This is a genomic window from Salmonella sp. 32031103-2018-00083-FB-01-SM-01 (assembly GCF_017571995.1).
Classification (GTDB): domain Bacteria; phylum Pseudomonadota; class Gammaproteobacteria; order Enterobacterales; family Enterobacteriaceae; genus Salmonella; species Salmonella enterica.
On record NZ_JAGEQL010000007.1, the window covers coordinates 1 to 23887 of the forward strand.

22 protein-coding genes are annotated in these 23887 nt (G+C 54.8%); 13 read left to right on the forward strand and 9 right to left on the reverse strand.

The window, feature by feature from the left end:
- Together J4614_RS18520 and J4614_RS18525 are read left to right on the forward strand one after the other, a co-directional pair.
- Positions 1 to 239 (forward strand): sodium ion-translocating decarboxylase subunit beta (locus J4614_RS18520; protein ID WP_020979246.1); only part of this gene is annotated, 239 nt, incomplete at its 5' end.
- 19 nt (positions 240 to 258) lie between these two features.
- Positions 259 to 990 carry a triphosphoribosyl-dephospho-CoA synthase gene (locus tag J4614_RS18525; protein WP_000602024.1) on the forward strand — a complete coding sequence of 244 codons (732 nt, stop codon included), beginning with the start codon at positions 259 to 261 and terminating at the stop codon, positions 988 to 990.
- A gap of 33 nt (positions 991 to 1023) precedes the next feature.
- Here J4614_RS18525 and degS read toward each other — a convergent pair whose 3' ends face one another.
- The 3 genes from degS to zapG all read right to left on the reverse strand — a co-directional run bounded on the left by degS (position 1024) and on the right by zapG (position 4109).
- Positions 1024 to 2094 (reverse strand): outer membrane-stress sensor serine endopeptidase DegS, encoded by a 1071-nt coding sequence (gene degS / locus J4614_RS18530; RefSeq protein WP_000497705.1) that lies wholly within the window; start codon positions 2092 to 2094, stop codon positions 1024 to 1026.
- Positions 2095 to 2186: 92 nt separating this feature from the next.
- Complete coding sequence (gene degQ / locus J4614_RS18535; protein WP_000716690.1) at positions 2187 to 3554, reverse strand: serine endoprotease DegQ; 1368 nt, start codon at positions 3552 to 3554, stop codon at positions 2187 to 2189.
- Positions 3555 to 3710: 156 nt separating this feature from the next.
- Positions 3711 to 4109: a Z-ring associated protein ZapG gene (zapG, locus tag J4614_RS18540; RefSeq protein ID WP_001519074.1), complete on the reverse strand. Its 399-nt coding sequence runs from the start codon at positions 4107 to 4109 to the stop codon at positions 3711 to 3713.
- 192 nt (positions 4110 to 4301) lie between these two features.
- Between zapG and zapE the strand changes: the two genes are divergently transcribed.
- The 3 genes from zapE (at position 4302) to rpsI (ending at position 6564) form a co-directional block, all read left to right on the forward strand.
- Entirely contained in the window at positions 4302 to 5426 is a 1125-nt protein-coding gene (zapE, locus tag J4614_RS18545; protein WP_023212287.1) for a cell division protein ZapE, read from the forward strand.
- Between the two features lie 301 nt (positions 5427 to 5727).
- Positions 5728 to 6156: a 50S ribosomal protein L13 gene (rplM, locus tag J4614_RS18550; RefSeq protein ID WP_000847559.1), complete on the forward strand. Its 429-nt coding sequence runs from the start codon at positions 5728 to 5730 to the stop codon at positions 6154 to 6156.
- Positions 6157 to 6171: 15 nt separating this feature from the next.
- Positions 6172 to 6564, forward strand: coding sequence for a 30S ribosomal protein S9 (gene rpsI, locus J4614_RS18555; RefSeq protein WP_000829815.1), 393 nt, complete (start codon positions 6172 to 6174; stop codon positions 6562 to 6564).
- A gap of 26 nt (positions 6565 to 6590) precedes the next feature.
- Here the strand turns inward: rpsI and J4614_RS18560 are convergent, their stop codons facing one another.
- Positions 6591 to 6764 (reverse strand): hypothetical protein, encoded by a 174-nt coding sequence (locus tag J4614_RS18560; RefSeq protein ID WP_001518027.1) that lies wholly within the window; start codon positions 6762 to 6764, stop codon positions 6591 to 6593.
- Positions 6765 to 6878: 114 nt separating this feature from the next.
- Between J4614_RS18560 and sspA the strand changes: the two genes are divergently transcribed.
- From sspA to nanQ, 8 genes are all read left to right on the forward strand, one after another.
- Positions 6879 to 7517 (forward strand): stringent starvation protein SspA, encoded by a 639-nt coding sequence (gene sspA / locus J4614_RS18565; protein WP_000257298.1) that lies wholly within the window; start codon positions 6879 to 6881, stop codon positions 7515 to 7517.
- A 5-nt stretch (positions 7518 to 7522) separates the two neighbouring features.
- A complete protein-coding gene (gene sspB / locus J4614_RS18570; RefSeq protein ID WP_000366112.1) occupies positions 7523 to 8023 on the forward strand; it encodes a ClpXP protease specificity-enhancing factor in 501 nt (166 codons plus the stop codon).
- Positions 8024 to 8131: 108 nt separating this feature from the next.
- Entirely contained in the window at positions 8132 to 8923 is a 792-nt protein-coding gene (nanR, locus tag J4614_RS18575; RefSeq protein ID WP_000382926.1) for a transcriptional regulator NanR, read from the forward strand.
- Positions 8924 to 9057: 134 nt separating this feature from the next.
- Entirely contained in the window at positions 9058 to 9951 is an 894-nt protein-coding gene (nanA, locus tag J4614_RS18580) for an N-acetylneuraminate lyase (RefSeq protein WP_001029665.1), read from the forward strand.
- A 115-nt stretch (positions 9952 to 10066) separates the two neighbouring features.
- The gene (nanT, locus tag J4614_RS18585; RefSeq protein WP_000108071.1) at positions 10067 to 11557 is read left to right on the forward strand and encodes a sialic acid transporter NanT; all 1491 of its coding nucleotides are present in this window, start codon (positions 10067 to 10069) and stop codon (positions 11555 to 11557) included.
- A 46-nt stretch (positions 11558 to 11603) separates the two neighbouring features.
- Positions 11604 to 12293: an N-acetylmannosamine-6-phosphate 2-epimerase gene (locus J4614_RS18590; protein ID WP_000054444.1), complete on the forward strand. Its 690-nt coding sequence runs from the start codon at positions 11604 to 11606 to the stop codon at positions 12291 to 12293.
- Positions 12290 to 13165: an N-acetylmannosamine kinase gene (nanK, locus tag J4614_RS18595; RefSeq protein WP_000208969.1), complete on the forward strand. Its 876-nt coding sequence runs from the start codon at positions 12290 to 12292 to the stop codon at positions 13163 to 13165. The genes J4614_RS18590 and nanK overlap by 4 nt, the downstream gene beginning before the upstream one ends.
- Complete coding sequence (gene nanQ, locus J4614_RS18600; protein WP_000979901.1) at positions 13162 to 13629, forward strand: N-acetylneuraminate anomerase; 468 nt, start codon at positions 13162 to 13164, stop codon at positions 13627 to 13629. Before nanK ends, nanQ begins: the two co-directional genes overlap by 4 nt.
- Before the next feature lie 81 nt (positions 13630 to 13710).
- Here nanQ and J4614_RS18605 read toward each other — a convergent pair whose 3' ends face one another.
- The 5 genes from J4614_RS18605 to gltB all read right to left on the reverse strand — a co-directional run bounded on the left by J4614_RS18605 (position 13711) and on the right by gltB (position 23546).
- Positions 13711 to 14991, reverse strand: a complete 1281-nt coding sequence (locus tag J4614_RS18605) for a cytosine deaminase (protein ID WP_001180677.1) — start codon at positions 14989 to 14991, stop codon at positions 13711 to 13713.
- Positions 14978 to 16231 carry a cytosine permease gene (gene codB / locus J4614_RS18610; protein WP_001542969.1) on the reverse strand — a complete coding sequence of 418 codons (1254 nt, stop codon included), beginning with the start codon at positions 16229 to 16231 and terminating at the stop codon, positions 14978 to 14980. Before codB ends, J4614_RS18605 begins: the two co-directional genes overlap by 14 nt.
- A 115-nt stretch (positions 16232 to 16346) precedes the next feature.
- Positions 16347 to 17450: a PDDEXK nuclease domain-containing protein gene (locus tag J4614_RS18615; protein WP_000184316.1), complete on the reverse strand. Its 1104-nt coding sequence runs from the start codon at positions 17448 to 17450 to the stop codon at positions 16347 to 16349.
- A 207-nt stretch (positions 17451 to 17657) separates the two neighbouring features.
- Positions 17658 to 19076: a glutamate synthase subunit GltD gene (gene gltD, locus J4614_RS18620; protein WP_000081638.1), complete on the reverse strand. Its 1419-nt coding sequence runs from the start codon at positions 19074 to 19076 to the stop codon at positions 17658 to 17660.
- A gap of 9 nt (positions 19077 to 19085) precedes the next feature.
- Entirely contained in the window at positions 19086 to 23546 is a 4461-nt protein-coding gene (gene gltB / locus J4614_RS18625) for a glutamate synthase large subunit (RefSeq protein ID WP_001748595.1), read from the reverse strand.
- Positions 23547 to 23887 lie beyond the last annotated feature (341 nt).

The following is a 23887-nucleotide window of genomic DNA, read 5'->3' on the forward strand; positions in this document are numbered from 1 at the left end:
CGGCCGGGGTGCTGATGGCGAAGCTGCTGAACCTGTGCAGTAAGAACAAAATCAACCCGCTTATCGGTTCGGCGGGGGTGTCGGCGGTGCCGATGGCGGCCCGCGTATCGAACAAGGTGGGGCTGGAGTCGGACGCACAGAACTTCCTGCTGATGCACGCGATGGGCCCGAACGTGGCGGGTGTTATCGGTTCGGCGATTGCGGCGGGCGTGATGCTCAAGTACGTGCTGGCGATGTAATCCAATCTAATCGGGAGCAGTGATTCTGCTCCCGCAAAATGAGGACACAGTAATGAGTGAAATGGTTGCGTTTCGGCAAGGTACATCCATGCCATCCAGAGAAACCATCTTGCATTATGTTGTTGAGACGGTGAATCAGATAACTGAGCTTGAGCCAGCGCTGCATTTGCTGCCGTGGTCTGGCGTCAACTCAGCAATATATGAGCAACGTTTTGCACAGTGTTACGACGAGGGGCTTTGTGCCGCACAGACGTCGGCACCGAATGTTCCGCAGGGGATTCTGCCATCGACCGATTGGGCTCAGGGTATCGGGTTACTCTGTTTTGCCGCAGGGTATATGAGCGCAGGCGAGCGGCCATTAACACACAATCAGTTATGCGATTTCGTCAAACAGGCGGCTGTTGGTTTATCGCCGATTGAGGAGGAAGCGGCGAGCGGTTTCTCGACGGTACGTAGTATTGCATTACCCGTATTCAGGCGATTACAACGCGATGGTCACGCGTCTCGGATCCTGCTGTTACAAACGTTGCTGCATCTGGTTGCCTGGAAAAGCGCATCGCAGTATGCGCGTCAACAGGCGCAACGACTGCTCTGGATGGGCGGCATTCTGGGGGAAGGAGGCGAGTCTGGCTTATTGGCACTCGATAAGGCGCTGCGTGAAGAGGCCGTCGGGGAGAAAAGTCTCCCCGCTCTGCTGATTTTCACGAGTTTCCTGGCACATTTTCCGGCAGGGCCAGTCTTTATTGACTAGCCGTCGAACGACGCGGGCAAAAGCCGCGTCGTTTTAGTTCGACGCCGGGTATTCCTGCACCGTCACCTGGAACGTGAGCTGCTTATCATCCCGCATTACCACGACCGGAATGACGGAGCCCGGACGGATTTCCGCCACCTGATCCATCGTTTCCAGTGCGGACACAGCGGGTTTATTATTGACCGAAATAATCAAATCATTAACCTGAATACCGGCAAGCGCGGCGGGGCCGTTTGGCGTCACTTCATTAACGACAATGCCCTGAATCGGGTCCATGCCGCTACCCTGCTGCGCGTGCAGCGGCGCGATTTCTCGTCCGCCAATACCGATATAGCCGCGAATCACGCGACCGTCGCGGATAAGCTTATCCATAATTTTCGTGGCTAGCTGGAAGGGAATCGCAAAACCAAGGCCTTCCGGCGTTTCGCCATCGTTACTCTTATCAAAAGAGAGGGTGTTGATCCCCATCAGTTCGCCTAACGAGTTGACCAGCGCGCCGCCGGAATTACCGTGGTTAATCGAGGCGTCGGTCTGGAGAAAATTCTGTCGCCCCGTCGGGTTCAGGCCGATACGACCCGTTGCGCTGATGATCCCCTGGGTGATGGTCTGTCCCAGATTATATGGGTTGCCGATAGCCAGTACGACGTCGCCAATATGCGGTGTACGCTTTGTATTAATCGGGATGGTAGGCAGCCCGCCAGTGGCGTTGATCTTCAGCACCGCCAGATCGGTAAGCGAATCGGAGCCAACCAGTAGCGCTTCAAAGACGCGGCCATCCTGTAGCGCGACGATAATCTGATCGGCATCGTTAATCACGTGCTTGTTGGTAATAATATAACCGCGTTGATCCATGATCACGCCGGAACCCAGCGTGCGGATCTCCAGTTGATTATGCGCGGTACTGTTCATACTGCGGTTATAGACATTGACGACGGCAGGCGCGGCGCGGCGAACCGCAAAATTATAACTGGCTGGCGTCTCATCGGTACTGTCGAATTGCGGGACGGCGATAGGATTAATTTTGCGCAAAGAAGGCATGACGGCCAACAGAATAGCGCCGACAATTAAACCTATTGCGACCGAACGTAAGAGCTTCACAAACATGATGGAGGCGTCGTTAAAAAAGGGAACGGCAGCAGCATACCATGAGTTAACCGGACATCACATCGCAGGCTGATGCCCGGTTTAAGACAGGATTAGCGCAGCAATAGATAAATGTTCTCGTTGCCGCGTACTACCTGAAGAGCAATGATGGACGGTTTTGCCGCCATCACTTTGCGCATTTCGGCGATAGAACTGATACGATCGCGGTTAACGCCGATGATAACATCATCTTTTTGCAAACCGGCCTGCGCGGCAGGACTGCTTTTTTCGACGCTATCAACCTTAACGCCTTTCGTCCCGTCTTTCAGCTGGCCGTCGCTCAACGTCGCGCCTTGCAACGCCGGGGCGATCATTTCGGCGCTGGCGGAAGAAGAGGTATTGGAATCCAGCGTGACTTCCACCTCCAGCGGCTTACCATCGCGCAGCAGGCCCAGCTTCACTTTCGTGCCCGGTTCGGTGGTGGCGATACGTGAACGCAGTTCGGCAAAGCTATTCAGCGGCTTACCGTTAAGACTGATAATCACGTCTCCGGATTTCACCCCGGCCTTCGCCGAACCTGAATTGGGTAAAACCTCGCTGACAAAAGCGCCACGCTGAACGTTCAGTTTGAATGCCTTAGCGATATCAGCGGTCATTTCAGTGCCTTTAATTCCCAGCAATCCGCGTTTGATTTCGCCGAACTGAATCAACTGCTGCGCCAGCGTCTGCGCCATATTGGAAGGAATAGCAAAGCCAATGCCAATACTCCCGCCACCTGGCGCGAGGATCGCGGTATTAATCCCGATCAGCTCGCCGTTCAGGTTAAGCAGCGCGCCGCCGGAGTTGCCGCGGTTAATAGAGGCATCGGTTTGAATAAAGTTCTCAAGCCCTTCCAGATTAAGCCCGCTGCGTCCCAGCGCTGAAATAATCCCGGAGGTGGCGGTTTGTCCAAGACCAAACGGATTACCGACCGCCACGGCGAAATCGCCGACGCGGAGTTTGTCGGAATCGGCGATGGCAATTTGCGTTAACTTGCTGGGATTCTGAATTTGTAACAGAGCGATATCGCTCTGGTCGTCGCCGCCGATCAGCTTCGCGTCGAATTCGCGTCCGTCATTCAGTTGAATGCTGATCTTTTGTGCCTGATTAATCACATGATTATTGGTTAATACATAGCCTTTCGCGGCATCGATAATCACCCCCGAACCGAGTCCTTCAAACGGCTGGGACGGCTGGTCTGGCAGATCCTCGCCAAAGAATTTTTTAAACTCCTCCGGCACTTTTTGGCTCTGGGCGGCGGTTCCCTCGACTTTTACGCTGACGACAGCAGGCAGCACTTTCTCCAGCATAGGGGCAAGGCTTGGCAGCGTCGCCTGGCCTGGCACCTGGCCTGGTATCGATGCAAGGGCTGGAAACGGCGCCGAAAGAGTTAACCCGACACTTAACGCTAATGCACTTAACAGCTGGGTGTGTTTTTTCATGGATGCTGCTCTCGTACCTTGGATGAACGGATAGACAATTCAAAACAGATTGATGTTATTGAATTTTCAGCCTGGTAACAATGATAATAGCTGGGACAGGAAAGATAGAGAGAGGGCGCAAGCGATGCGCCCGATAAATTTCTTAACGGCGTGCGATTAATCGCGCTTTGCGCCGCTACGTAACAGGCCAGACGCGCCTTCAGAATAATCACGTGGCATTTGTACTGGCGCCTGATCGTTGCTCGCCTCAGACTCCGCCAGACGGTTACGGAACGGATTCGACTCCGCAGACATTTCCGGCAGCAGGCTGCTGGAGCTTTTCGCCATATGCTGATACAGCTGGCGGTAATCATGCGCCATGGTATCCAGCAGTTCCGCGCTGCGAGCAAAGTGGCTAACCAGCTCTTCACGGTACTCTTCCAGCTCAGCTTTGTTTTTTTCCAGTTCGTACTGCAATGCCTGCTGTTGACGTAACTTACGATTACCAAAACGCATGGCCACGGCACCAATGATGATACCGACGACTAATCCAATTAGCGCATATTCCCAGGTCATGAACATCTCCCGTTGTCTTATGTTTCCGTAGGGTGTTGGCTCCAGGCTCCATGCCCGCGCCTGATTATGCCACTATAACCGCTAATTCCGTAGAAGTGGAATCCCGGCAGCATATCGCGTAGTGTAGAACGGCCTTTTTTTCGTCAGCCGTGAACGACGGCACATCGATTTTCAAGGAATAACAATAACATTATGCAAAGCCTTTCCCCTACATCGCGTTATCTCCAGGCACTCAACGAAGGCACCCATCAGCCTGACGACGTACAGAAAGAGGCGGTCGACCGTCTGGAAACCCTTTATCAAGCGCTCACCGCGAAAAAATCGTCGGCTACGCCACCCGGCGGACTGATAGCGCGACTGGGGAAATTATTAGGCAAAAACGAACCGGACGCGCAAATACCGGTTCGCGGGCTGTATATGTGGGGGGGCGTGGGGCGCGGCAAAACATGGCTCATGGATCTCTTCTACCACAGCCTGCCGGGCGAGCGAAAACTACGCCTGCATTTTCATCGGTTTATGCTGCGCGTGCATGAAGAACTTACTGCGCTACAGGGACAGATCGATCCGTTAGACATTATTGCCGATCGGTTTAAAACCGAGACGGACGTACTGTGTTTCGATGAGTTTTTCGTCACCGATATTACCGACGCCATGCTGCTGGGCGGTTTAATGAAGGCGCTGTTTGCACGCGGCATTACGCTGGTCGCGACCTCCAATATTCCGCCGGATGAACTCTACCGCAACGGTTTGCAACGCGCCCGCTTCCTGCCGGCTATCGATGCCATTAAACAGCACTGCGATATTATGAATGTGGACGCCGGCGTCGATTACCGACTGCGGACGCTGACGCAGGCCCATTTATGGCTAACGCCGCTTAATGATGAAACCCGGCGGCAAATGGATAAACTGTGGCTGGCGTTAGCAGGGGCCGCGCGCGCGCGCGCTCCGACGCTGGAAATCAATCATCGCCCTTTATCCACCCTGGGCGTTGAAAACCAAACGCTAGCGGTCTCTTTCGCTACGCTGTGCGTCGAGGCCCGCAGCCAGCATGATTACATTGCGCTCTCAAGGTTATTTCACACGGTTCTGCTGTTTGACGTGCCGGTCATGACGCCGCTGATGGAGAACGAAGCGCGCCGCTTTATTGCGCTGGTGGATGAGTTTTACGAGCGCCACGTTAAGCTGGTGGTCAGCGCCGCCGCGCCGTTATATGAAATTTATCAGGGGGAGCGGCTCAAGTTTGAATTTCAGCGCTGTCTGTCACGCCTGCAAGAGATGCAGAGTGCGGAGTACCTCAAGCGGGAGCATATGCCGTAAGCCGGACAAGCGCAGCGCCCCGGCATTATGCGGTATTATATCTGTGCAACCTCCCCGACCGAGGGTGAACCAGGCCTGAACAAAACCCGCGGCAAATCGCAAAAAGGGGTCGATCTTTGACCTGGACTTCTCTATAATCCTGCGACCCCACGTTACAAGAGAGTTTTTTCCCAAACTTTCTCTGTGCCGGCCAAACATATCCGAGGGGGTAGGTTTACCGGACTTTGTCGTGTGAACCTCAACTATTTAAAACGTTTGGGTGTTCACCAACGTGTAACTTATTTATTTGGGTAAGCTTTTAATGAAAACTTTTACAGCTAAACCAGAAACCGTAAAACGCGACTGGTATGTTGTTGACGCGACCGGTAAAACTCTGGGCCGTCTGGCTACTGAACTGGCTCGTCGCCTGCGCGGTAAGCACAAAGCGGAATACACTCCGCACGTAGATACCGGTGATTACATCATCGTTCTGAACGCTGACAAAGTTGCTGTAACCGGCAACAAGCGTACTGACAAAGTGTACTATCACCACACCGGCCACATCGGTGGTATCAAACAAGCGACCTTTGAAGAGATGATTGCCCGCCGTCCTGAGCGTGTGATTGAAATCGCGGTTAAAGGCATGCTGCCAAAAGGCCCGCTGGGTCGTGCTATGTTCCGTAAACTGAAAGTTTACGCGGGCAACGAGCACAACCACGCGGCACAGCAACCGCAAGTTCTTGACATCTAATCGGGATTATAGGCAATGGCTGAAAATCAATACTACGGCACTGGTCGCCGCAAAAGTTCCGCAGCTCGCGTTTTCATCAAACCGGGCAACGGTAAAATCGTTATCAACCAACGTTCTCTGGAACAGTACTTCGGTCGTGAAACTGCCCGCATGGTAGTTCGTCAGCCGCTGGAACTGGTCGACATGGTTGAGAAACTGGATCTGTACATCACTGTTAAAGGTGGTGGTATCTCTGGTCAGGCTGGTGCGATCCGTCACGGTATCACCCGCGCTCTGATGGAGTACGACGAGTCCCTGCGTGGCGAACTGCGTAAAGCTGGCTTCGTTACTCGTGACGCTCGTCAGGTTGAACGTAAGAAAGTCGGCCTGCGTAAAGCACGTCGTCGTCCGCAGTTCTCCAAACGTTAATGGGGTTCTGCTTCGGCAGACAACTGTTAGCGAAAAAACCCGCTTCGGCGGGTTTTTTTATGGGCAATGCATTTATCTGTCACGATGAAATGCGGATTGTTGTCTCTTTTTCCCCAATTCCAGAATCGACTCACCACAAAGGTCACAAAATCTGGTAAACTATCATCCAATTTTCTGCCCAAATAGCGGGGAATGTTCATTTTTTGTCTCGTTTCTGAGCAATGATGGCTTTTTTCGCCCTGGGTGACATAACATCTGGCTGGTCACATTGTGGCTGGTAGCAGTAAAAATTCTGAATATACCTGGAGGTTTTCATGGCTGTCGCTGCCAACAAACGTTCGGTAATGACGCTGTTTTCTGGTCCTACTGACATCTATAGCCATCAGGTCCGCATTGTGTTGGCTGAAAAGGGTGTTAGTTTTGAGATCGAACATGTGGAAAAGGACAATCCACCTCAGGATCTGATTGACCTCAACCCGAATCAAAGCGTTCCGACACTGGTGGATCGTGAGCTGACCCTGTGGGAATCTCGCATCATTATGGAATATCTGGATGAGCGTTTCCCTCATCCGCCGCTGATGCCGGTTTATCCGGTCGCGCGCGGTGAAAGCCGTCTGTACATGCACCGTATTGAAAAAGACTGGTATACGCTGATGAACGTCATCGTAAACGGGTCTGCTTCCGAGGCCGACTCTGCGCGTAAACAACTGCGTGAAGAGCTGCTGGCGATTGCGCCGGTATTTGGTCAGAAACCGTATTTCCTGAGCGACGAATTCAGCCTGGTTGATTGCTACCTGGCGCCTCTCCTGTGGCGTTTACCGCAATTGGGTATTGAATTCAGCGGCGCAGGGGCGAAAGAGCTGAAAGGCTATATGACCCGCGTCTTTGAACGTGATTCTTTCCTGGCTTCTTTAACCGAAGCTGAACGTGAAATGCGCCTCGGTCGGGGTTAACCTGTATGGATTTGTCACAGTTGACGCCGCGTCGTCCTTACCTGTTGCGTGCTTTCTACGAGTGGTTGCTGGATAACCAGTTGACCCCGCATCTGGTAGTGGATGTGATGCTGCCAGGCGTGCATGTCCCTATGGAATATGCACGCGATGGGCAAATCGTCCTTAATATTGCGCCGCGGGCGGTAGGTAATCTGGAGCTGTCTAATGATGAAGTGCGTTTTAATGCGCGCTTCGGCGGCGTTCCCCGTCAGGTTTCTGTGCCTTTGGCTGCGGTGCTGGCGATTTACGCCCGTGAAAACGGCGCAGGCACCATGTTTGAGCCTGAAGCCGCCTATGATGAAGACGTTGTCAGCTTAAATGATGATGACAATACCGCAGGCGCGGAAAGCGAGACCGTGATGTCCGTCATTGATGGCGATAAGCCCGACCACGATGACGACAGTAGCCCTGATGACGAGCCGCCTCCGCCGCGTGGCGGACGTCCGGCGCTGCGTGTAGTAAAATAATCAACAGGCCCGGAAGGGCCTGTTTTGTTTGGTCTCCTCGCGGGTTCACCCTGCTTTTGAAGCTGTGTTACGATAAGCTTGCTATTATTTGCCACCGACCACTCATGAATGGACGTTATGAACGCATTTGATTCGCAAGCAGAGGATTCACCGACATCCCTCGGGCGTAGTTTGCGCCGCCGCCCGCTGGCGCGTAAAAAACTGTCTGAAATGGTTGAGGAAGAGCTGGAGCAGATGATCCGCCGTCATGAGTTTGGCGAGGGAGAACAGCTACCGTCTGAACGTGAATTAATGGCCTTCTTCAATGTAGGACGTCCCTCCGTGCGTGAAGCGTTAGCTGCGCTGAAGCGTAAAGGCCTGGTGCAAATCAATAACGGTGAACGCGCCCGCGTCTCGCGCCCCTCTGCTGATACCATCATCAGCGAACTGTCGGGTATGGCGAAAGATTTTCTTACTCATCCTGGCGGCATCGCTCACTTTGAACAGCTACGGCTTTTCTTTGAATCCAGCCTGGTACGCTATGCGGCGGAACATGCCACCGACGAGCAGATCGCGTTGTTAACGAAAGCACTGGAAATTAATAGCCAGTCGCTGGATGACAACGCGCTGTTTATTCGTTCGGATGTCGAGTTTCACCGGGTGTTGGCTGAAATTCCCGGCAATCCGATCTTTATGGCTATTCATGTTGCTCTGCTGGACTGGCTAATCGCCGCTCGCCCAAGCGTTCCCGATCGTGAGCTGCATGAACATAATAACGTGAGTTATCAACAGCATATTGTGATTGTTGATGCCATTCGCCAGCGAGATCCCGATAAAGCGGATCGCGCTCTGCAAACCCACCTCAATAGCGTTTCCGCTACCTGGCACGCGCTCGGTAAAAAAAGTCAAAAAATGCGGTAGCGATCGCGCCTCCGATCTCAGTTTAGTGAAGCAGATCGCACTATAAGCGTTCTGTATTATTTGCTGCTTATTTGATCTGGTATAACAGGTATAAAGGTAGGTAGTTAATATATTCATCATCCGTAGAGGTAGGTATGGCAAAAGCATTGCAAGGCGTAATGGCGGCGTTGTTGACCCCATTTGATCATCAGCAGCAACTGGATAGCGAAAGCCTGCGCCGTCTGGTGCGTTTTAACATCGGGCAGGGTATCGATGGGCTGTACGTTGGCGGTTCCACCGGGGAAGCATTCGTACAGAGCCTTGCTGAAAGAGAGCAGGTACTGGAGATTGTCGCCGAAGAGGCGAAGGGAAAAATCACGTTGATCGCCCATGTCGGGACGGTAAGCACCGCAGAAAGCCAGCAGCTTGCCAGCGCCGCAAAGCGTTACGGTTTTGATGCGGTCTCTGCGGTGACGCCTTTTTATTACCCTTTCAGTTTTGAAGAGCACTGTGACCATTATCGGGCAATCATTGATTCCGCAGATGGATTGCCGATGGTGGTATACAACATTCCGGCGTTAAGCGGCGTAAAACTTACCCTCGATCAGATCAATACGCTGGTGACATTACCGGGCGTGAGCGCGCTGAAGCAAACCTCCGGCGATCTCTTCCAGATGGAGCAGATCCGCCGCGCACATCCGGATCTGGTGCTGTACAACGGTTATGACGAAATCTTCGCTTCCGGCCTGCTGGCGGGCGCGGACGGCGGTATCGGCAGCACATACAACATTATGGGCTGGCGTTATCAGGGGATTGTGCAGGCATTACGTGAGGGCGATGTGGCGAAAGCGCAGCGTCTGCAAACCGAGTGCAATAAGGTTATTGATTTACTGATTAAAACCGGCGTATTCCGCGGCCTGAAAACGGTCCTGCATTATATGGACGTGCTATCGGTGCCGCTGTGTCGTAAACCGTTTGCGCCTGTTGATGAAAAATACCTGCCGGCGCTCAAGGCGCTGGCGCAACAACTGATGGAAGAAAAGGCGTAACAGCATAATGCCGGGGGCGCTACGCTTGCCCGGCCTACAACAGTGTGAGCGGTAGGCCGGATAAGGCGGAGCCGCCATTCGGCATAACGACAACAAAAATCGTCGGGAGAGTAAAATGAGTACTTCTACCCAGAACATCCCGTGGTATCGCCATCTCAACCGGGCGCAGTGGCGGGCATTTTCCGCTGCCTGGCTGGGATATCTGCTTGATGGTTTTGATTTTGTGTTGATTGCTCTTGTACTGACTGAGGTACAAAGCGAATTTGGGCTGACGACGGTACAGGCGGCAAGCCTGATTTCTGCGGCTTTTATCTCTCGCTGGTTCGGCGGGTTATTACTGGGCGCGATGGGCGATCGCTATGGGCGTCGTCTGGCGATGGTCAGCAGCATCATTCTGTTTTCGGTGGGAACCCTGGCATGCGGGTTTGCGCCCGGTTACACCACCATGTTCATCGCCCGACTGGTGATTGGTATGGGCATGGCGGGCGAATATGGTTCCAGCGCGACCTATGTGATTGAAAGCTGGCCAAAACATTTACGCAATAAAGCCAGCGGTTTTCTGATTTCCGGCTTCTCCGTCGGCGCGGTCGTTGCCGCGCAGGTGTACAGCCTGGTGGTGCCTGTCTGGGGCTGGCGCGCGCTGTTTTTCATTGGCATCTTGCCAATTATCTTCGCCCTCTGGCTGCGGAAAAATATTCCAGAAGCGGAAGACTGGAAAGAGAAACACGCGGGTAAAGCGCCGGTACGCACGATGGTTGACATTCTTTATCGGGGCGAACATCGCATCATCAACATTTTAATGACCTTCGCCGCCGCCGCTGCGCTGTGGTTCTGTTTTGCCGGTAACCTACAAAATGCTGCGATTGTGGCGGGGCTGGGACTACTGTGCGCGGTTATCTTTATCAGCTTTATGGTGCAGAGCAGCGGTAAACGCTGGCCCACTGGCGTCATGCTGATGCTGGTGGTACTGTTTGCTTTCCTCTATTCCTGGCCGATTCAGGCGCTATTACCCACTTATCTGAAAACCGAGCTGGCCTACGATCCGCATACGGTGGCGAATGTCCTGTTCTTTAGCGGATTTGGCGCGGCGGTTGGTTGCTGCGTGGGCGGTTTTCTTGGCGACTGGCTGGGAACGCGTAAAGCCTATGTCTGTAGCCTGCTGGCCTCGCAAATCCTCATTATTCCGGTCTTTGCGATTGGCGGCACAAACGTCTGGGTTCTGGGTCTGCTACTGTTTTTCCAACAGATGTTGGGGCAGGGGATTGCCGGGATTCTGCCGAAACTGATCGGCGGTTACTTCGATACCGATCAGCGCGCGGCGGGGCTGGGCTTTACTTATAACGTCGGCGCGCTCGGCGGCGCGCTGGCGCCGATCCTGGGAGCGCTGATCGCTCAACGTCTGGATCTGGGCACTGCGCTGGCATCGCTCTCTTTCAGCCTGACGTTTGTCGTGATCCTGCTTATTGGGCTTGATATGCCGTCTCGCGTACAGCGTTGGCTACGTCCGGAAGCGTTACGCACCCATGATGCTATCGACGACAAACCGTTCAGCGGAGCCGTACCGCTTGGCAGTGGTAAAGGTGCCTTTGTAAAAACGAAAAGTTAATCCGCTTGCCCGGTTTTAAACCGGGCAATATTTGTAAGGGAGTAGTATGTCGTTACTTGAACAACTGGATAAAAATATTGCCGCTTCTGGCGGCCTGATTGTCTCCTGCCAGCCCGTTCCGGGCAGTCCGCTGGATAAGCCGGAGATTGTAGCGGCAATGGCGTTGGCGGCGGAACAGGCGGGCGCGGTTGCGGTGCGTATTGAAGGCATAGACAACCTGCGCGTGGCCCGCTCGCTCGTTTCGGTACCCATTATCGGCATTATCAAACGCGATCTGGACGACTCTCCAGTGCGCATTACCCCTTTTCTCGACGATGTAGATGCGCTGGCGCAGGCTGGCGCAGCTATTATCGCCGTTGATGGAACCGCTCGGCAACGGCCGGTAGCCGTTGAGGCGTTGTTGGCGCGCATTCATCACCACCATCTACTGGCGATGGCCGACTGCTCATCCGTGGACGATGGTCTCGCCTGCCAACGGTTGGGCGCGGACATTATCGGCACGACAATGTCCGGCTACACCACCCCCGATACGCCGGAGGAACCCGATCTGCCCTTAGTCAAAGCGTTGCATGACGCCGGATGCCGGGTAATAGCCGAAGGGCGCTATAACTCGCCAGCACTGGCGGCGGAGGCGATCCGCTATGGCGCATGGGCGGTGACGGTGGGGTCCGCCATTACCCGTCTGGAACATATCTGTGGATGGTATAACGACGCATTAAAAAAGGCGGCGTCATGACTACGTTAGCAATCGATATTGGCGGTACTAAACTTGCCGCCGCGCTCATCGACAAAAACTTGCGCATTAGCCAGCGTCGCGAGCTACCGACCCCCGCGAGCAAAACGCCGGATGCGTTACGTGAAGCATTAAAGGCGCTGGTTGAACCACTACGGGCAGAGGCGCGTCAGGTAGCGATAGCTTCTACCGGGATCATTCAGGAAGGGATGCTGCTGGCGCTAAACCCCCATAATCTGGGTGGCTTGCTACACTTTCCGTTAGTACAAACACTGGAAACGATCGCTGGCCTGCCGACGCTGGCGGTGAACGACGCGCAGGCGGCGGCCTGGGCGGAGTATCACGCGCTCCCTGATGATATCCGCGATATGGTATTTATCACCGTTTCAACCGGCGTTGGCGGCGGCGTTGTCTGCGACGGCAAGCTCCTTACCGGAAAAGGCGGTCTGGCCGGGCACCTGGGACACACCCTGGCGGACCCACACGGGCCCGTATGCGGTTGTGGACGCGTTGGCTGCGTAGAGGCCATCGCCTCCGGACGAGGGATGGCCGCGGCGGCGCGGGACGATCTGGCGGGATGCGACGCCAAAACCCTATTTATTCGCGCTGGCGAAGGTCATCAGCAGGCGCGACATCTGGTAAGCCAATCCGCGCAGGTAATAGCGCGAATGATCGCCGATGTGAAAGCGATTACCGACTGCCAGTGTGTGGTCATTGGCGGCAGCGTAGGGTTAGCTGAGGGATACCTGGAGCAGGTTCGCGCTTTTTTGATGCAAGAGCCTGCGCCTTATCACGTGGCGCTGAGCGCCGCTCGCTATCGGCATGACGCAGGATTATTAGGCGCTGCTTTGTTAGCTCAAGGAGACACATTATGATGATGGGGGAAGTACAGTCGTTGCCTTCTTGCGGGTTGCATCCGCGACTGCTGGATGCCTTGACTCTCGCGCTGGCGGCAAGGCCGCAGGAGAAAGCGCCGGGGCGCTATGAATTGCAGGGCGACAATATCTTTATGAATGTAATGCAGTTAACGACGCAAATGCCGGCCGAGAAGAAAGCGGAATTGCATGAACAATACATTGATATTCAGCTACTACTAACCGGCGTCGAGCGTATTGCGTTTGGGATGTCCGGTGCCGCTCGCCAGTGCGAGGAGATGCACGTTGAAGAGGATTACCAGCTTTGTAGTCAAATTGTCGACGAGCAGACTATTACGCTGCAAGCGGGGATGTTTGCTGTGTTTATGCCGGGAGAACCGCATAAACCGGGATGTGCAGTGGGTGAGCCGGATGACATCAAGAAAGTGGTAGTGAAAGTACGCGCCAGTCTGCTGGCGGCCTGAATCTCTTGCCGGAGCAGTCTTCCGAACGCAGCCCCTTACGGGCTGCGTGGTGAATGTGCCGGAGAGCGCGGGTATGACGGGTTAACGCTTAAACGTCACGGCTTCCGGCTGGGGCAGGTGCAGCGTCGTCTGGCTCGGCACCGTCTCGGCAATTACCCGCCCGTGGCGAATCGAGTAACGGGCAGGCGTCTGGCGACGTACCGCATCGAATCCATTCTCAGCGGGTAAGATAACCAGATTCGCGGCATTGCCGACGCTCAGACTGTAGTCCTGTAAATGCAGGGTTTTTGCGCTGTGGGTAGTGATCAGATTTAACCCATCGTTGATTTGCCCATACCCCATCAACTGGCAAACGTGTAACCCCATATGCAGCACCTGCAGCATATTTGCCGTGCCTAATGGATACCACGGATCGAAGACGTCATCATGGCCAAAGCAGACGTTGATCCCCGCTTCCAGCATCTCTTTCACTCGCGTGACGCCACGACGTTTCGGGTAAGTATCAAACCGCCCTTGCAGATGAATATTCACCAGCGGGTTGGCGACGAAGTTAATCCCCGACATTTTCAACAGGCGGAACAGGCGTGACGCATACGCGCCGTTGTACGAGTGCATAGCCGTGGTGTGGCTGGCGGTCACGCGCGACCCCATGCCATCACGATGCGCCAGCGCCGCGACCGTTTCGACAAAGCGAGACTGCTCGTCATCAATTTCGTCGCAGTGCACATCGATCAAGCGATCGTATTTCTGCGCCAGGGCGAAGGTTTTGTGCAGCGATTCAACGCCATATTCCCGCGTGAACTCAAAGTGCGGAATGGCGCCAATAACGTCAGCGCCCAAACGCACGGCTTCCTCTAACAGCGCTTCACCGTTGGGATAAGACAGAATACCTTCTTGCGGAAAGGCGACAATTTGCAGGTCTACCCACGGCGCAACCTCTTGCTTCACTTCCAGCATGGCTTTCAGCGCGGTGAGCGTAGGATCTGAAACGTCAACGTGAGTACGAACGTACTGGATGCCGTTAGCCATCTGCCATTTCAGGGTCTGCATCGCGCGCGCTTTCACATCTTCATGCGTGAGCATTGCTTTACGTTCTGCCCAGCGCTCAATCCCTTCAAACAGTGTGCCGGACTGGTTCCAGCTCGGTTCACCCGCCGTTTGCGTGGTATCCAGGTGGATATGTGGCTCAACAAACGGTGGAATAGCCAGACCGCCTTCGGCATCAAGCACTTCGCCCTGCGGTAACGATGCGGCTTCTTGAGGCTCAATCCGGCTAAAGCGCCCGTTTTCAATCGTAATCTGCCATAATCCTTCGTGTCCCTGCAGACGCGCCTGACGAATGGTGATGTTATTGTTCTGCATGGCTGACCTCTGGTGATTTAGCAAGGCTGCGGTTGAAAAGTGGATTCAGCAGGATATAGCTGAAGACGCCGCCGAGTACGGCGTTGACGGGCACAATACCAGGAACATAATGTCCGGCGGCGATGCCCAGCGCGACGGAAAGAATAGCAATCCAGTTAACGGGAATAAAGCGCACGGTGTTGAAGTCAGCATAGCGGCGGCGGTTCAACAGATAGTCGGCAATAATCACTCCGCCAATCGGTGGGATGGCAGATGACAGGAACGTCAGCCAGCCGACAAAATTATTATAAAGCCACAGCGCGCACACGGTACCGATAATCCCGTTCACCACCGACAGCGTGCGGCTGGAAAGACCGGTAATATTGGCGAAGCCCAGACCCGATGCGTACAGCGCGTTATCGTTGGTAGTCCAGATATTCAGGCCGAGCACCACAATCGCGGGCAGCAGCAGCCCCTGCGCTATCATCACGTCAGAGATATCCGCCTGACCGACGGCGGCAGCGCCTGCCGCGCCAAAGATAAACATCAGCGAGTTGCCGAGGAAAAAAGCGACCATCGCAATCAGTACGGCGCTTTTGGCATGACGCCCGAAGCGGACGAAGTCGGCGGTTAATGTACCGGCGCTGACAAACGAGCCCACCACCAGCGCCAGCGCGCTGGAAAAATCCAGCGGCGTCTGCGGCACTATCGTTTTTAAATGCTCCAGCCCACCCACGCCGCTGACCGCCAGCCAGACGGAGTAGCTGCCCAGAATCACGATCGCGGGTACGGCAATGATAGACAAAATGGTCAACGCCGAGATGCCGAAAAAAATGGTCAGGGTCATCAGCAGACCCGAAACGGCAATCAGAATATTGGCATCAATGCCCGTCGCTTTACTGACCGGAATAGCGAACATCGCTACGCCAACGCCAAACCAGCCTACCTGTGTGCCGCCAAGCAGCAAGGAGGGAAGCCATGAGCCTTTAACGCCAAAGGAGTAACGTGCAAGGAGGTGGGTGGAGAGTCCGGTTTTTGCGCCGATGTAACCAAGAAATGCAGTGTAGATACCGAGGAGGAGATTACCGAAGAGAACTGCGAGGAAGAAATCGTGATAGGTAAGACCGGTGCCGAGTGTCCCTCCGGTCCACATACTGGCGGAAAAAAACGTTAAACCCAACATGACAAACGTCAGTGGAATCACGCCCTTCCGCGCCGCCAGAGGGACGGGGCCCTGGCTATAATTGTTGTCCTGCGACACAACGCCTCCATGAATTTTGCCCAAAAAATCCGCCGCATAATATACAGTTCTCAGAATAAAGCAAACGTTTTCGTGTGATATTTTTTTGATAATCATTCATGACATTAATGGTTCGCTAGTTTTTCTCCGTTGTCCGTGAACCACCGCGAGTGAGTTGAGTTTCCAGCATGGTTTGCGAACGAATAAGTTCGTCTGTGAGTAATTTTTCGTCGGGCAACTGCACTTTGTACTCGCTCGCCATGATGGTGTTTGGCAGGCCAGTCAGCGCGTAATGCGCTTCCCCCGCGCCTTTCCCTGCGCACAAAACCAAGCCGACTGGCGGGTTTTCTCCAGGCATTGTCCAGTGCTCTTTGGCATAGTTCAGGTACATATTCATCTGCCCGGCATCCGCATAACCGAATTTGCCTACCTTCAGGTCAACGAGCAACAGGCAGCGCAAGCGACGATGGAAGAACAGCAGATCGACGCGGAACCAGCTATCGTCTATGCGTAGTCGGCGTTGACGGCCAACAAAAGCAAAATCGTCACCGAGCTCCAGCATAAAGTCCATCAGGTGGCTGAGCAGCGCGTCTTCGAGATCTGATTCGGAATACTCGTCCTTCAGGTTAAGAAATTCCAGAATGAACGGGTCGCGTATGGCTTGCTCCGGCAAAACGTTTGGCTCGGCGGGTGCAGGCTGCTGCAACATGGCGGATTTGTCGTGGGACAGTAGCGTTCGTTCGTAAAACTGCGTCGCGATTTGCCTGTCGAGCTGCCTAACTGACCAGCCGTTACGTAGCGTCTCTTTCTCGTAAAAAGTGCGGGCATTGGGATTTTTTACCGACAAGAGGCGGACATACGCCGACCAGGGGAGTGGGAAAGATTTAGCCAGTTGCGCCAAATGGAGAGATTCTCCAGACACTGTCTGGAGAATCTCAATTTTTTGAAAATAAAGATAAAACTTTTTAAATTGCCATAGATTACTGGCAGAAAAACCTCGTTTATATCTTTGGCTTAAATCCTGTGATAAACGATCAATTAGCTGTTCACCATAAGCAGCTCTGGCTTCACCGCCTTGTTCAAATTCAACAATGCGTCGACCCATTTCCCAATAGGTTGCTGTCATGATGGTGTTGATGCTGCGAACGGTTTGTGTCCGCGCTGTATCCAGCAGTTGAACAATTCCGTTATGAATTTGCTGATATTCATCAGACTGTGGCGCTAAAGTTGGATTCGTCATGTCATCCCTTACGTGATAGTTTCATTGTGAAATTAGAACGCTATCAATACGCTTCAGGCGTAAACGGATCAATCCATGAACGGATTTTACATGGCATTACATCTCGATTTACGAGCGGGTTTCCAGAATCGGCAGGAGAGATATTGAGGAGAGGAATATCGGCTCCCCAGCCATCAGCACAAGGCATTAACCGGGGAGCCGGAAGGGTTATACTTCGAGGTAGTTCATAATCCCGTCAGCCGCTTTACGGCCTTCCGCAATCGCCGTCACCACCAGATCGGAACCGCGCACGATGTCGCCACCGGCGAAGATTTTCGGGTTGCTGGTCTGGAAAGCATTATCGCTGCGTTCCGGCGCGATAATTCGTCCCTGCGAGTCCAGTTCCACGCTGTGTTTCGCCAGCCATTCCATGCTGTGTGGACGAAAACCAAACGCCATCACCACCGCATCAGCCGGAACCACATGCTCGGAACCGGCGACGATCTCCGCCCGCCGACGGCCTTTGGCATCCGGTTCGCCCATTTCAGTGCGCACCATTTTTACGCCGCTCACTTTGCCGTTGGCATTGACTTCAATGCCCAGCGGTTGAACGTTAAACTGAAATTCGACACCTTCCTCGCGCGCATTTTTCACTTCGCGTCTGGAACCCGGCATGTTCTCTTCATCACGACGATAAGCACAGGTTACGTGCGTTGCGCCCTGACGAATGGAGGTACGTACGCAGTCCATTGCGGTATCGCCGCCGCCCAGCACCACCACGCGTTTGCCTTCCATGCTGACATATGGTTCGTCGCTGGTTTCGCCAAACCCCATGATCTGCTTCGTATTGGCGATCAGGAACGGCAGAGCGTCGAATACGCCGTCCGCATTTTCATTTTCCAGCCCGCCGCGCATCGACTGATAGGTGCCGACGCCAAGGAATACCGCATCGTAATCTTTCAGCAGATCTTCAAGCTGTACATCACGACCCACTTCGGTATTAAGTTTGAACTCAATACCCATGCCGGTGAAGATCTCGCGACGGCGGGTCATCACCTCTTTTTCCAGTTTGAAAGCTGGAATACCGAAGGTCAGCAGGCCGCCGATTTCCGGATGGCGATCAAAGACCACCGCCTTCACGCCGTTGCGGGTCAGCACGTCGGCGCACGCCAGCCCTGCCGGACCTGCGCCGATAATCGCTACCCGTTTGTCCGTCTGGCGTACGCCGGTCATATCCGGGCGCCAGCCCATCTCAAACGCTTTATCGTTGATATAGCGCTCAATGTTACCGATGGTCACCGCGCCGAACTCATCGTGCAGCGTACAGGAGCCTTCGCACAGGCGGTCCTGCGGGCAGACGCGGCCACACACTTCCGGCAGGGTGTTGGTCTGGTGCGATAGCTCAGCCGCCTCAAAAATACGCCCTTCGTTAGCCAGTTTCAGCCAGTTCGGGATGTAGTTATGTACCGGACATTTCCACTCGCAGTAGGGGTTCCCGCAGGACAAACAGCGATCCGCCTGGGCTTTCGCCTGACCTTCAGAAAACGGTTCGTAGATTTCAACAAACTCGATCTTACGGATCTTCAGCGGTTTCTTCGGCGGATCAACGCGCTGCAGGTCGATAAATTGATAAACATTCTGGCTCATTTCAATTCCTTACTGCGCCTGCACGCGCAATTCTGCCGCACTACGACTACGGTGGCCCAACAGGGCTTTGACATCGCTGGACTTGGGCTTCACTAACGCGAATTGGGTTGAGAAGCTTGACCACCTGGACAGGATCTCTTCGCCGCGTTGCGAACCAGTATGCTGCACGTGCTCGGTGATCAGGCCGCGCAGATGCTCTTCGTGGATAGCCAGCGAATCAACGTCCAGTACTTCTACCAGTTCCGGGTTCACGCGTTTACGGAATTCGCCATCTTCGTCCAGCACATAGGCGAAGCCGCCGGTCATCCCCGCGCCGAAGTTAACGCCGGTTTTACCCAGCACGCAGACGATGCCGCCGGTCATGTATTCACAGCCGTTGTCGCCGATGCCCTCTACTACGGTAATCGCCCCGGAGTTACGCACGCCGAAACGTTCGCCCGCGCGGCCCGCCGCGTACAGACGGCCACCGGTCGCTCCATACAGGCAGGTGTTGCCGATAATGCTGGCCTTATGACTGAGGAAGGCGGAACCTACCGGCGGTCTGATGGCGATCAAACCGCCTGCCATACCTTTACCGACATAGTCGTTGGCATCGCCAGTCAGATATAACTCCACGCCGCCCGCGTTCCACACGCCAAAGCTCTGGCCTGCGGTACCGCTGAAGTGCGCTTTAATCGGATCGGAAGCCAGCCCCTGATCGCCGTGGGTCTGTGCGATGTAGCCGGAAAGCGACGCGCCGACGGAACGATCGGTGTTGCGGATGTCGAACCAGAAGGTTTTGCTCTGGCGCGCATCGACAAACGGCTTCGCCTGCTGCAACAGTTGCGCATTCAGCACACCGTTATCAAACGGCGGGTTATTCTCGGTGCAGTACAGCGCTTTACCCGGATGAGGTTCAGCGGTTTCCAGTAGACGAGACAGCGCCAGCTTCTGCTGTTTCGCCGTAAAGCCCTCCAGCTCTTTCAGCAGGTCGGTGCGGCCAATCAAATCCACCAGGCGAGTCACGCCAAGCGAAGCCATCAGCTCGCGCACTTCGCGGGCGATAAATTCAAAGTAGTTGGTCACTTTGAACGGCAGGCCGTGATAGTGGTTCTTACGCAGTTTTTCATCCTGCGTCGCTACGCCGGTTGCGCAGTTGTTCAGATGGCAAATGCGCAGGTATTTACAGCCCAGCGCCACCATCGGGCCGGTGCCGAAGCCGAAACTTTCCGCACCAAGAATCGCCGCTTTAATGATGTCGACGCCGGTTTTCAGACCGCCGTCCACCTGCAGACGAATCTTGTGACGCAGGCCGTTAGCGACCAGCGCCTGCTGGGTTTCAACAAGTCCGAGTTCCCACGGACAGCCCGCATATTTCACCGAAGAGAGCGGGCTGGCGCCGGTACCGCCGTCGTAACCAGCGATAGTGATCAGATCCGCATAGGCTTTCGCCACGCCGGTCGCGATGGTGCCAACGCCCGGTTCGGACACCAGCTTCACGGAGATCATCGCCTTCGGGTTGACCTGCTTGAGGTCGAAAATGAGCTGCGCTAAGTCCTCGATAGAGTAGATATCGTGGTGCGGCGGCGGGGAGATCAGCGTCACGCCCGGCACTGAATAACGCAGTTTAGCGATATACGGAGTGACTTTATCCCCCGGCAACTGACCGCCTTCACCCGGTTTCGCGCCCTGCGCGACTTTAATCTGGATCACATCGGCATTGACCAGGTAGGCCGGCGTCACGCCAAAGCGACCAGAGGCCACCTGTTTGATACGCGACACTTTATTGGTGCCGTAGCGCGCAGGGTCTTCACCGCCTTCGCCGGAGTTGGAGTTGCCGCCGAGGCTGTTCATCGCTTCCGCCAGCGCTTCGTGCGCTTCCGGACTTAATGCGCCGATAGACATGGCTGCGGTATCAAAGCGTTTAAACAGCTCACTGGCGGGCTCAACCTCGTCGATAGTCACCGCCTCGCCGTCTGGATGTATCGCCAGCAGATCGCGCAGCGTTGCCGCCGGACGCTCATTGACCAGTTTGGCGTATTCCTGATAATCACTGTACTCGCCGCTCTGTACCGCCTGTTGCAGGGTACGCACGACATCCGGGTTATAGGCGTGATATTCGCCGCCGTGGACGTACTTCAACAGGCCGCCAGGGCTAATGGGTTTGCGCGCCAGCCAGGCGCGTTTGGAGAGATTCAGCAGATCCTGCTGGAAGTCATCAAAGCTCGCGCCGCCGATACGGCTGACCACGCCCTGGAAGCACAGGTTTACCACATCATCGTGCAGCCCGACCGCTTCAAACAGTTTGGAGCAGCGGTAAGAGGCAATGGTCGAAATGCCCATTTTGGACATAATCTTGTACAGCCCCTTGTTGATGCCGTTGCGGTAGTTCTGCATCACGGTACGGTAGTTTTTAGCGATGGCCTGGGTATCAATCAGACGCCCCAGCGTTTCGTAGGCCAGGTACGGATAGATGGCCGTTGCGCCAAAGCCGAGCAGTACCGCAAAGTGATGCGGATCGCGGGCGCTTCCGGTTTCTACGATGATGTTGGCGTCGCAGCGCAGGCTTTGTTCCACCAGACGCGTTTGCACCGCGCCCACCGCCATCGGCGCGGGGACCGGCAGGCGATTCTTACCGATATTGCGATCCGAGAGGACCAGCAGCACGGTGCCGTTGCGCACCATCTGTTCCGCTTTATCGCACAGCGCTTTAACCGTCGCGTCCAGTGTGGTTTCGGTGACATCAAAGGTAATGTCAAGCCAGTCGGCGCGGTAGTGATGCTCGCTCATGGTAGTGAGCTGTTTGAAATCGGAGTACAGCAGAATTGGCGATTTAAAACTCAGGCGATGGGCCTGACCTTCCGCTTCGCAGAAGACGTTCATTTCGCGACCGATGCTGGTGGCGAGCGACATGACGTGCGCTTCACGCAGCGGGTCGATAGGCGGGTTAGTGACCTGCGCGAACTGCTGGCGGAAGTAGTCGTAAATAATACGCGGCTGGCTGGAGAGCACGGCAAAGGGGGTGTCGTCGCCCATTGAGCCGACGGCTTCCTGGCCGTTTTCGCCCAACACACGGATAACCGAGTCCAGCTCTTCGGCGCTGTAGTTAAACTGTTTCTGATAGCTGGCGAGCAGGTCATCGTCCAGTTCGCGGCTACCGACTTCTTCATCAGGCAGCTCTTCAAACGGCACCAGACGGCGAACATTCTTTTCCATCCACGCTTTATACGGATGGCGGCTTTTCAGATCGTCATCGGTTTCCGCGGAATGCAGAATACGTCCGCCGCGGGTGTCGATCACCATCAGCTCGCCTGGACCGACGCGGCCTTTCTCGACCACTTCATCCGGCTGATAGTCCCAGATACCGACTTCGGAGGCGCAGGTGATCAGCTTGTCTTTGGTAATGACATAGCGTGCCGGGCGCAGGCCGTTACGGTCAAGGTTACAGGCGGCGAAGCGCCCGTCGGACATCACGATGCCTGCCGGACCGTCCCACGGCTCCATATGCATGGAGTTAAAGTCAAAGAAGGCGCGCAGATCCTGGTCCATATCGGGGTTGTTCTGCCAGGCGGGCGGCACCAACAGGCGCATGGCGCGGATAATGTCCATCCCGCCTGCCAGCAGCAGTTCCAGCATGTTGTCCAGCGAGCTGGAATCCGAACCGGTTTCGTTAACAAACGGCGCAGCGGACTGTAAATCCGGGATCAGCGGCGTCTGGAATTTATAGGTACGGGCGCGCGCCCACTGGCGGTTGCCGGTGATGGTGTTAATCTCGCCGTTATGCGCCAGGTAGCGGAACGGCTGCGCCAGCGGCCAACGCGGCACGGTGTTAGTGGAAAAGCGCTGGTGGAACAGACAGATGGCCGATTCCAGACGCAGATCCGCAAGATCCAGGTAGAAGCGCGGCAGATCCGCCGGCATACACAGACCTTTATAAATGTTGACCAGGTTCGACAGGCTGCATACGTAGAAATCTTTGTCGTCCTGCAGGCGTTTTTCAATGCGTCGGCGGGCGATAAACAGACGGCGCTCCATATCACGCGGACGCCAGCCCGCCGGAGCGTTGACAAAAATCTGCTCAATACGCGGCAGGGAGGAGAGGGCGATTTCACCGAGCACGCCTTCATTGGTTGGCACATCGCGCCAGCCGACAATCGACAGGGTTTCCTGTTGTAATTCTTCTTCGACAATATGGCGTGACGCGGCGGCCAGTTCAGGATCTTTATTCAAAAAGATCATCCCGACGGCGTAGTTTTTGGCTAAGCGCCAGCCGCGCTCTTCGGCCACGATGCGAAAGAAACGGTCAGGTTTTTGTAACAGCAAGCCGCAACCGTCGCCGGTTTTACCGTCGGCAAGGATCGCGCCACGGTGCTGCATCCGGGCCAGCGCGTGTATGGCGGTACGCACTACCTTGTGGCTAGGTTCGCCTTCTATGTGGGCGATCAGGCCGAAACCACAGTTATCCTTCTCAAGGGATTTATCGTACAACATATCAGTGAACCTCCCCAGGCTCTACGGGACGCTCTCCCAACCGACGGCGCGCGGGCACAGCAAGAGCATGGCGACGGGGCTGGCGCATCATACGCTTACCTCGCATTCGCCCTCTTTGTGTCCTTTGCGCATTGGTAAATACGGTTAAGAGGGAATCTCAATTACTGCATAAATATGATGAGCAGACGGCTCATCCAGAAAGCTTCCAGCGGATCCCCAACTTATCGGGAATCCACACCCAGGTCAAATGGCAAACTGATTTATGCAAAAGTGTGCTGTAGCACAGATAACTTTTTGAATATATTGAAATTAAAAGGTTTTTTATAGAGTGGCTGCTAATA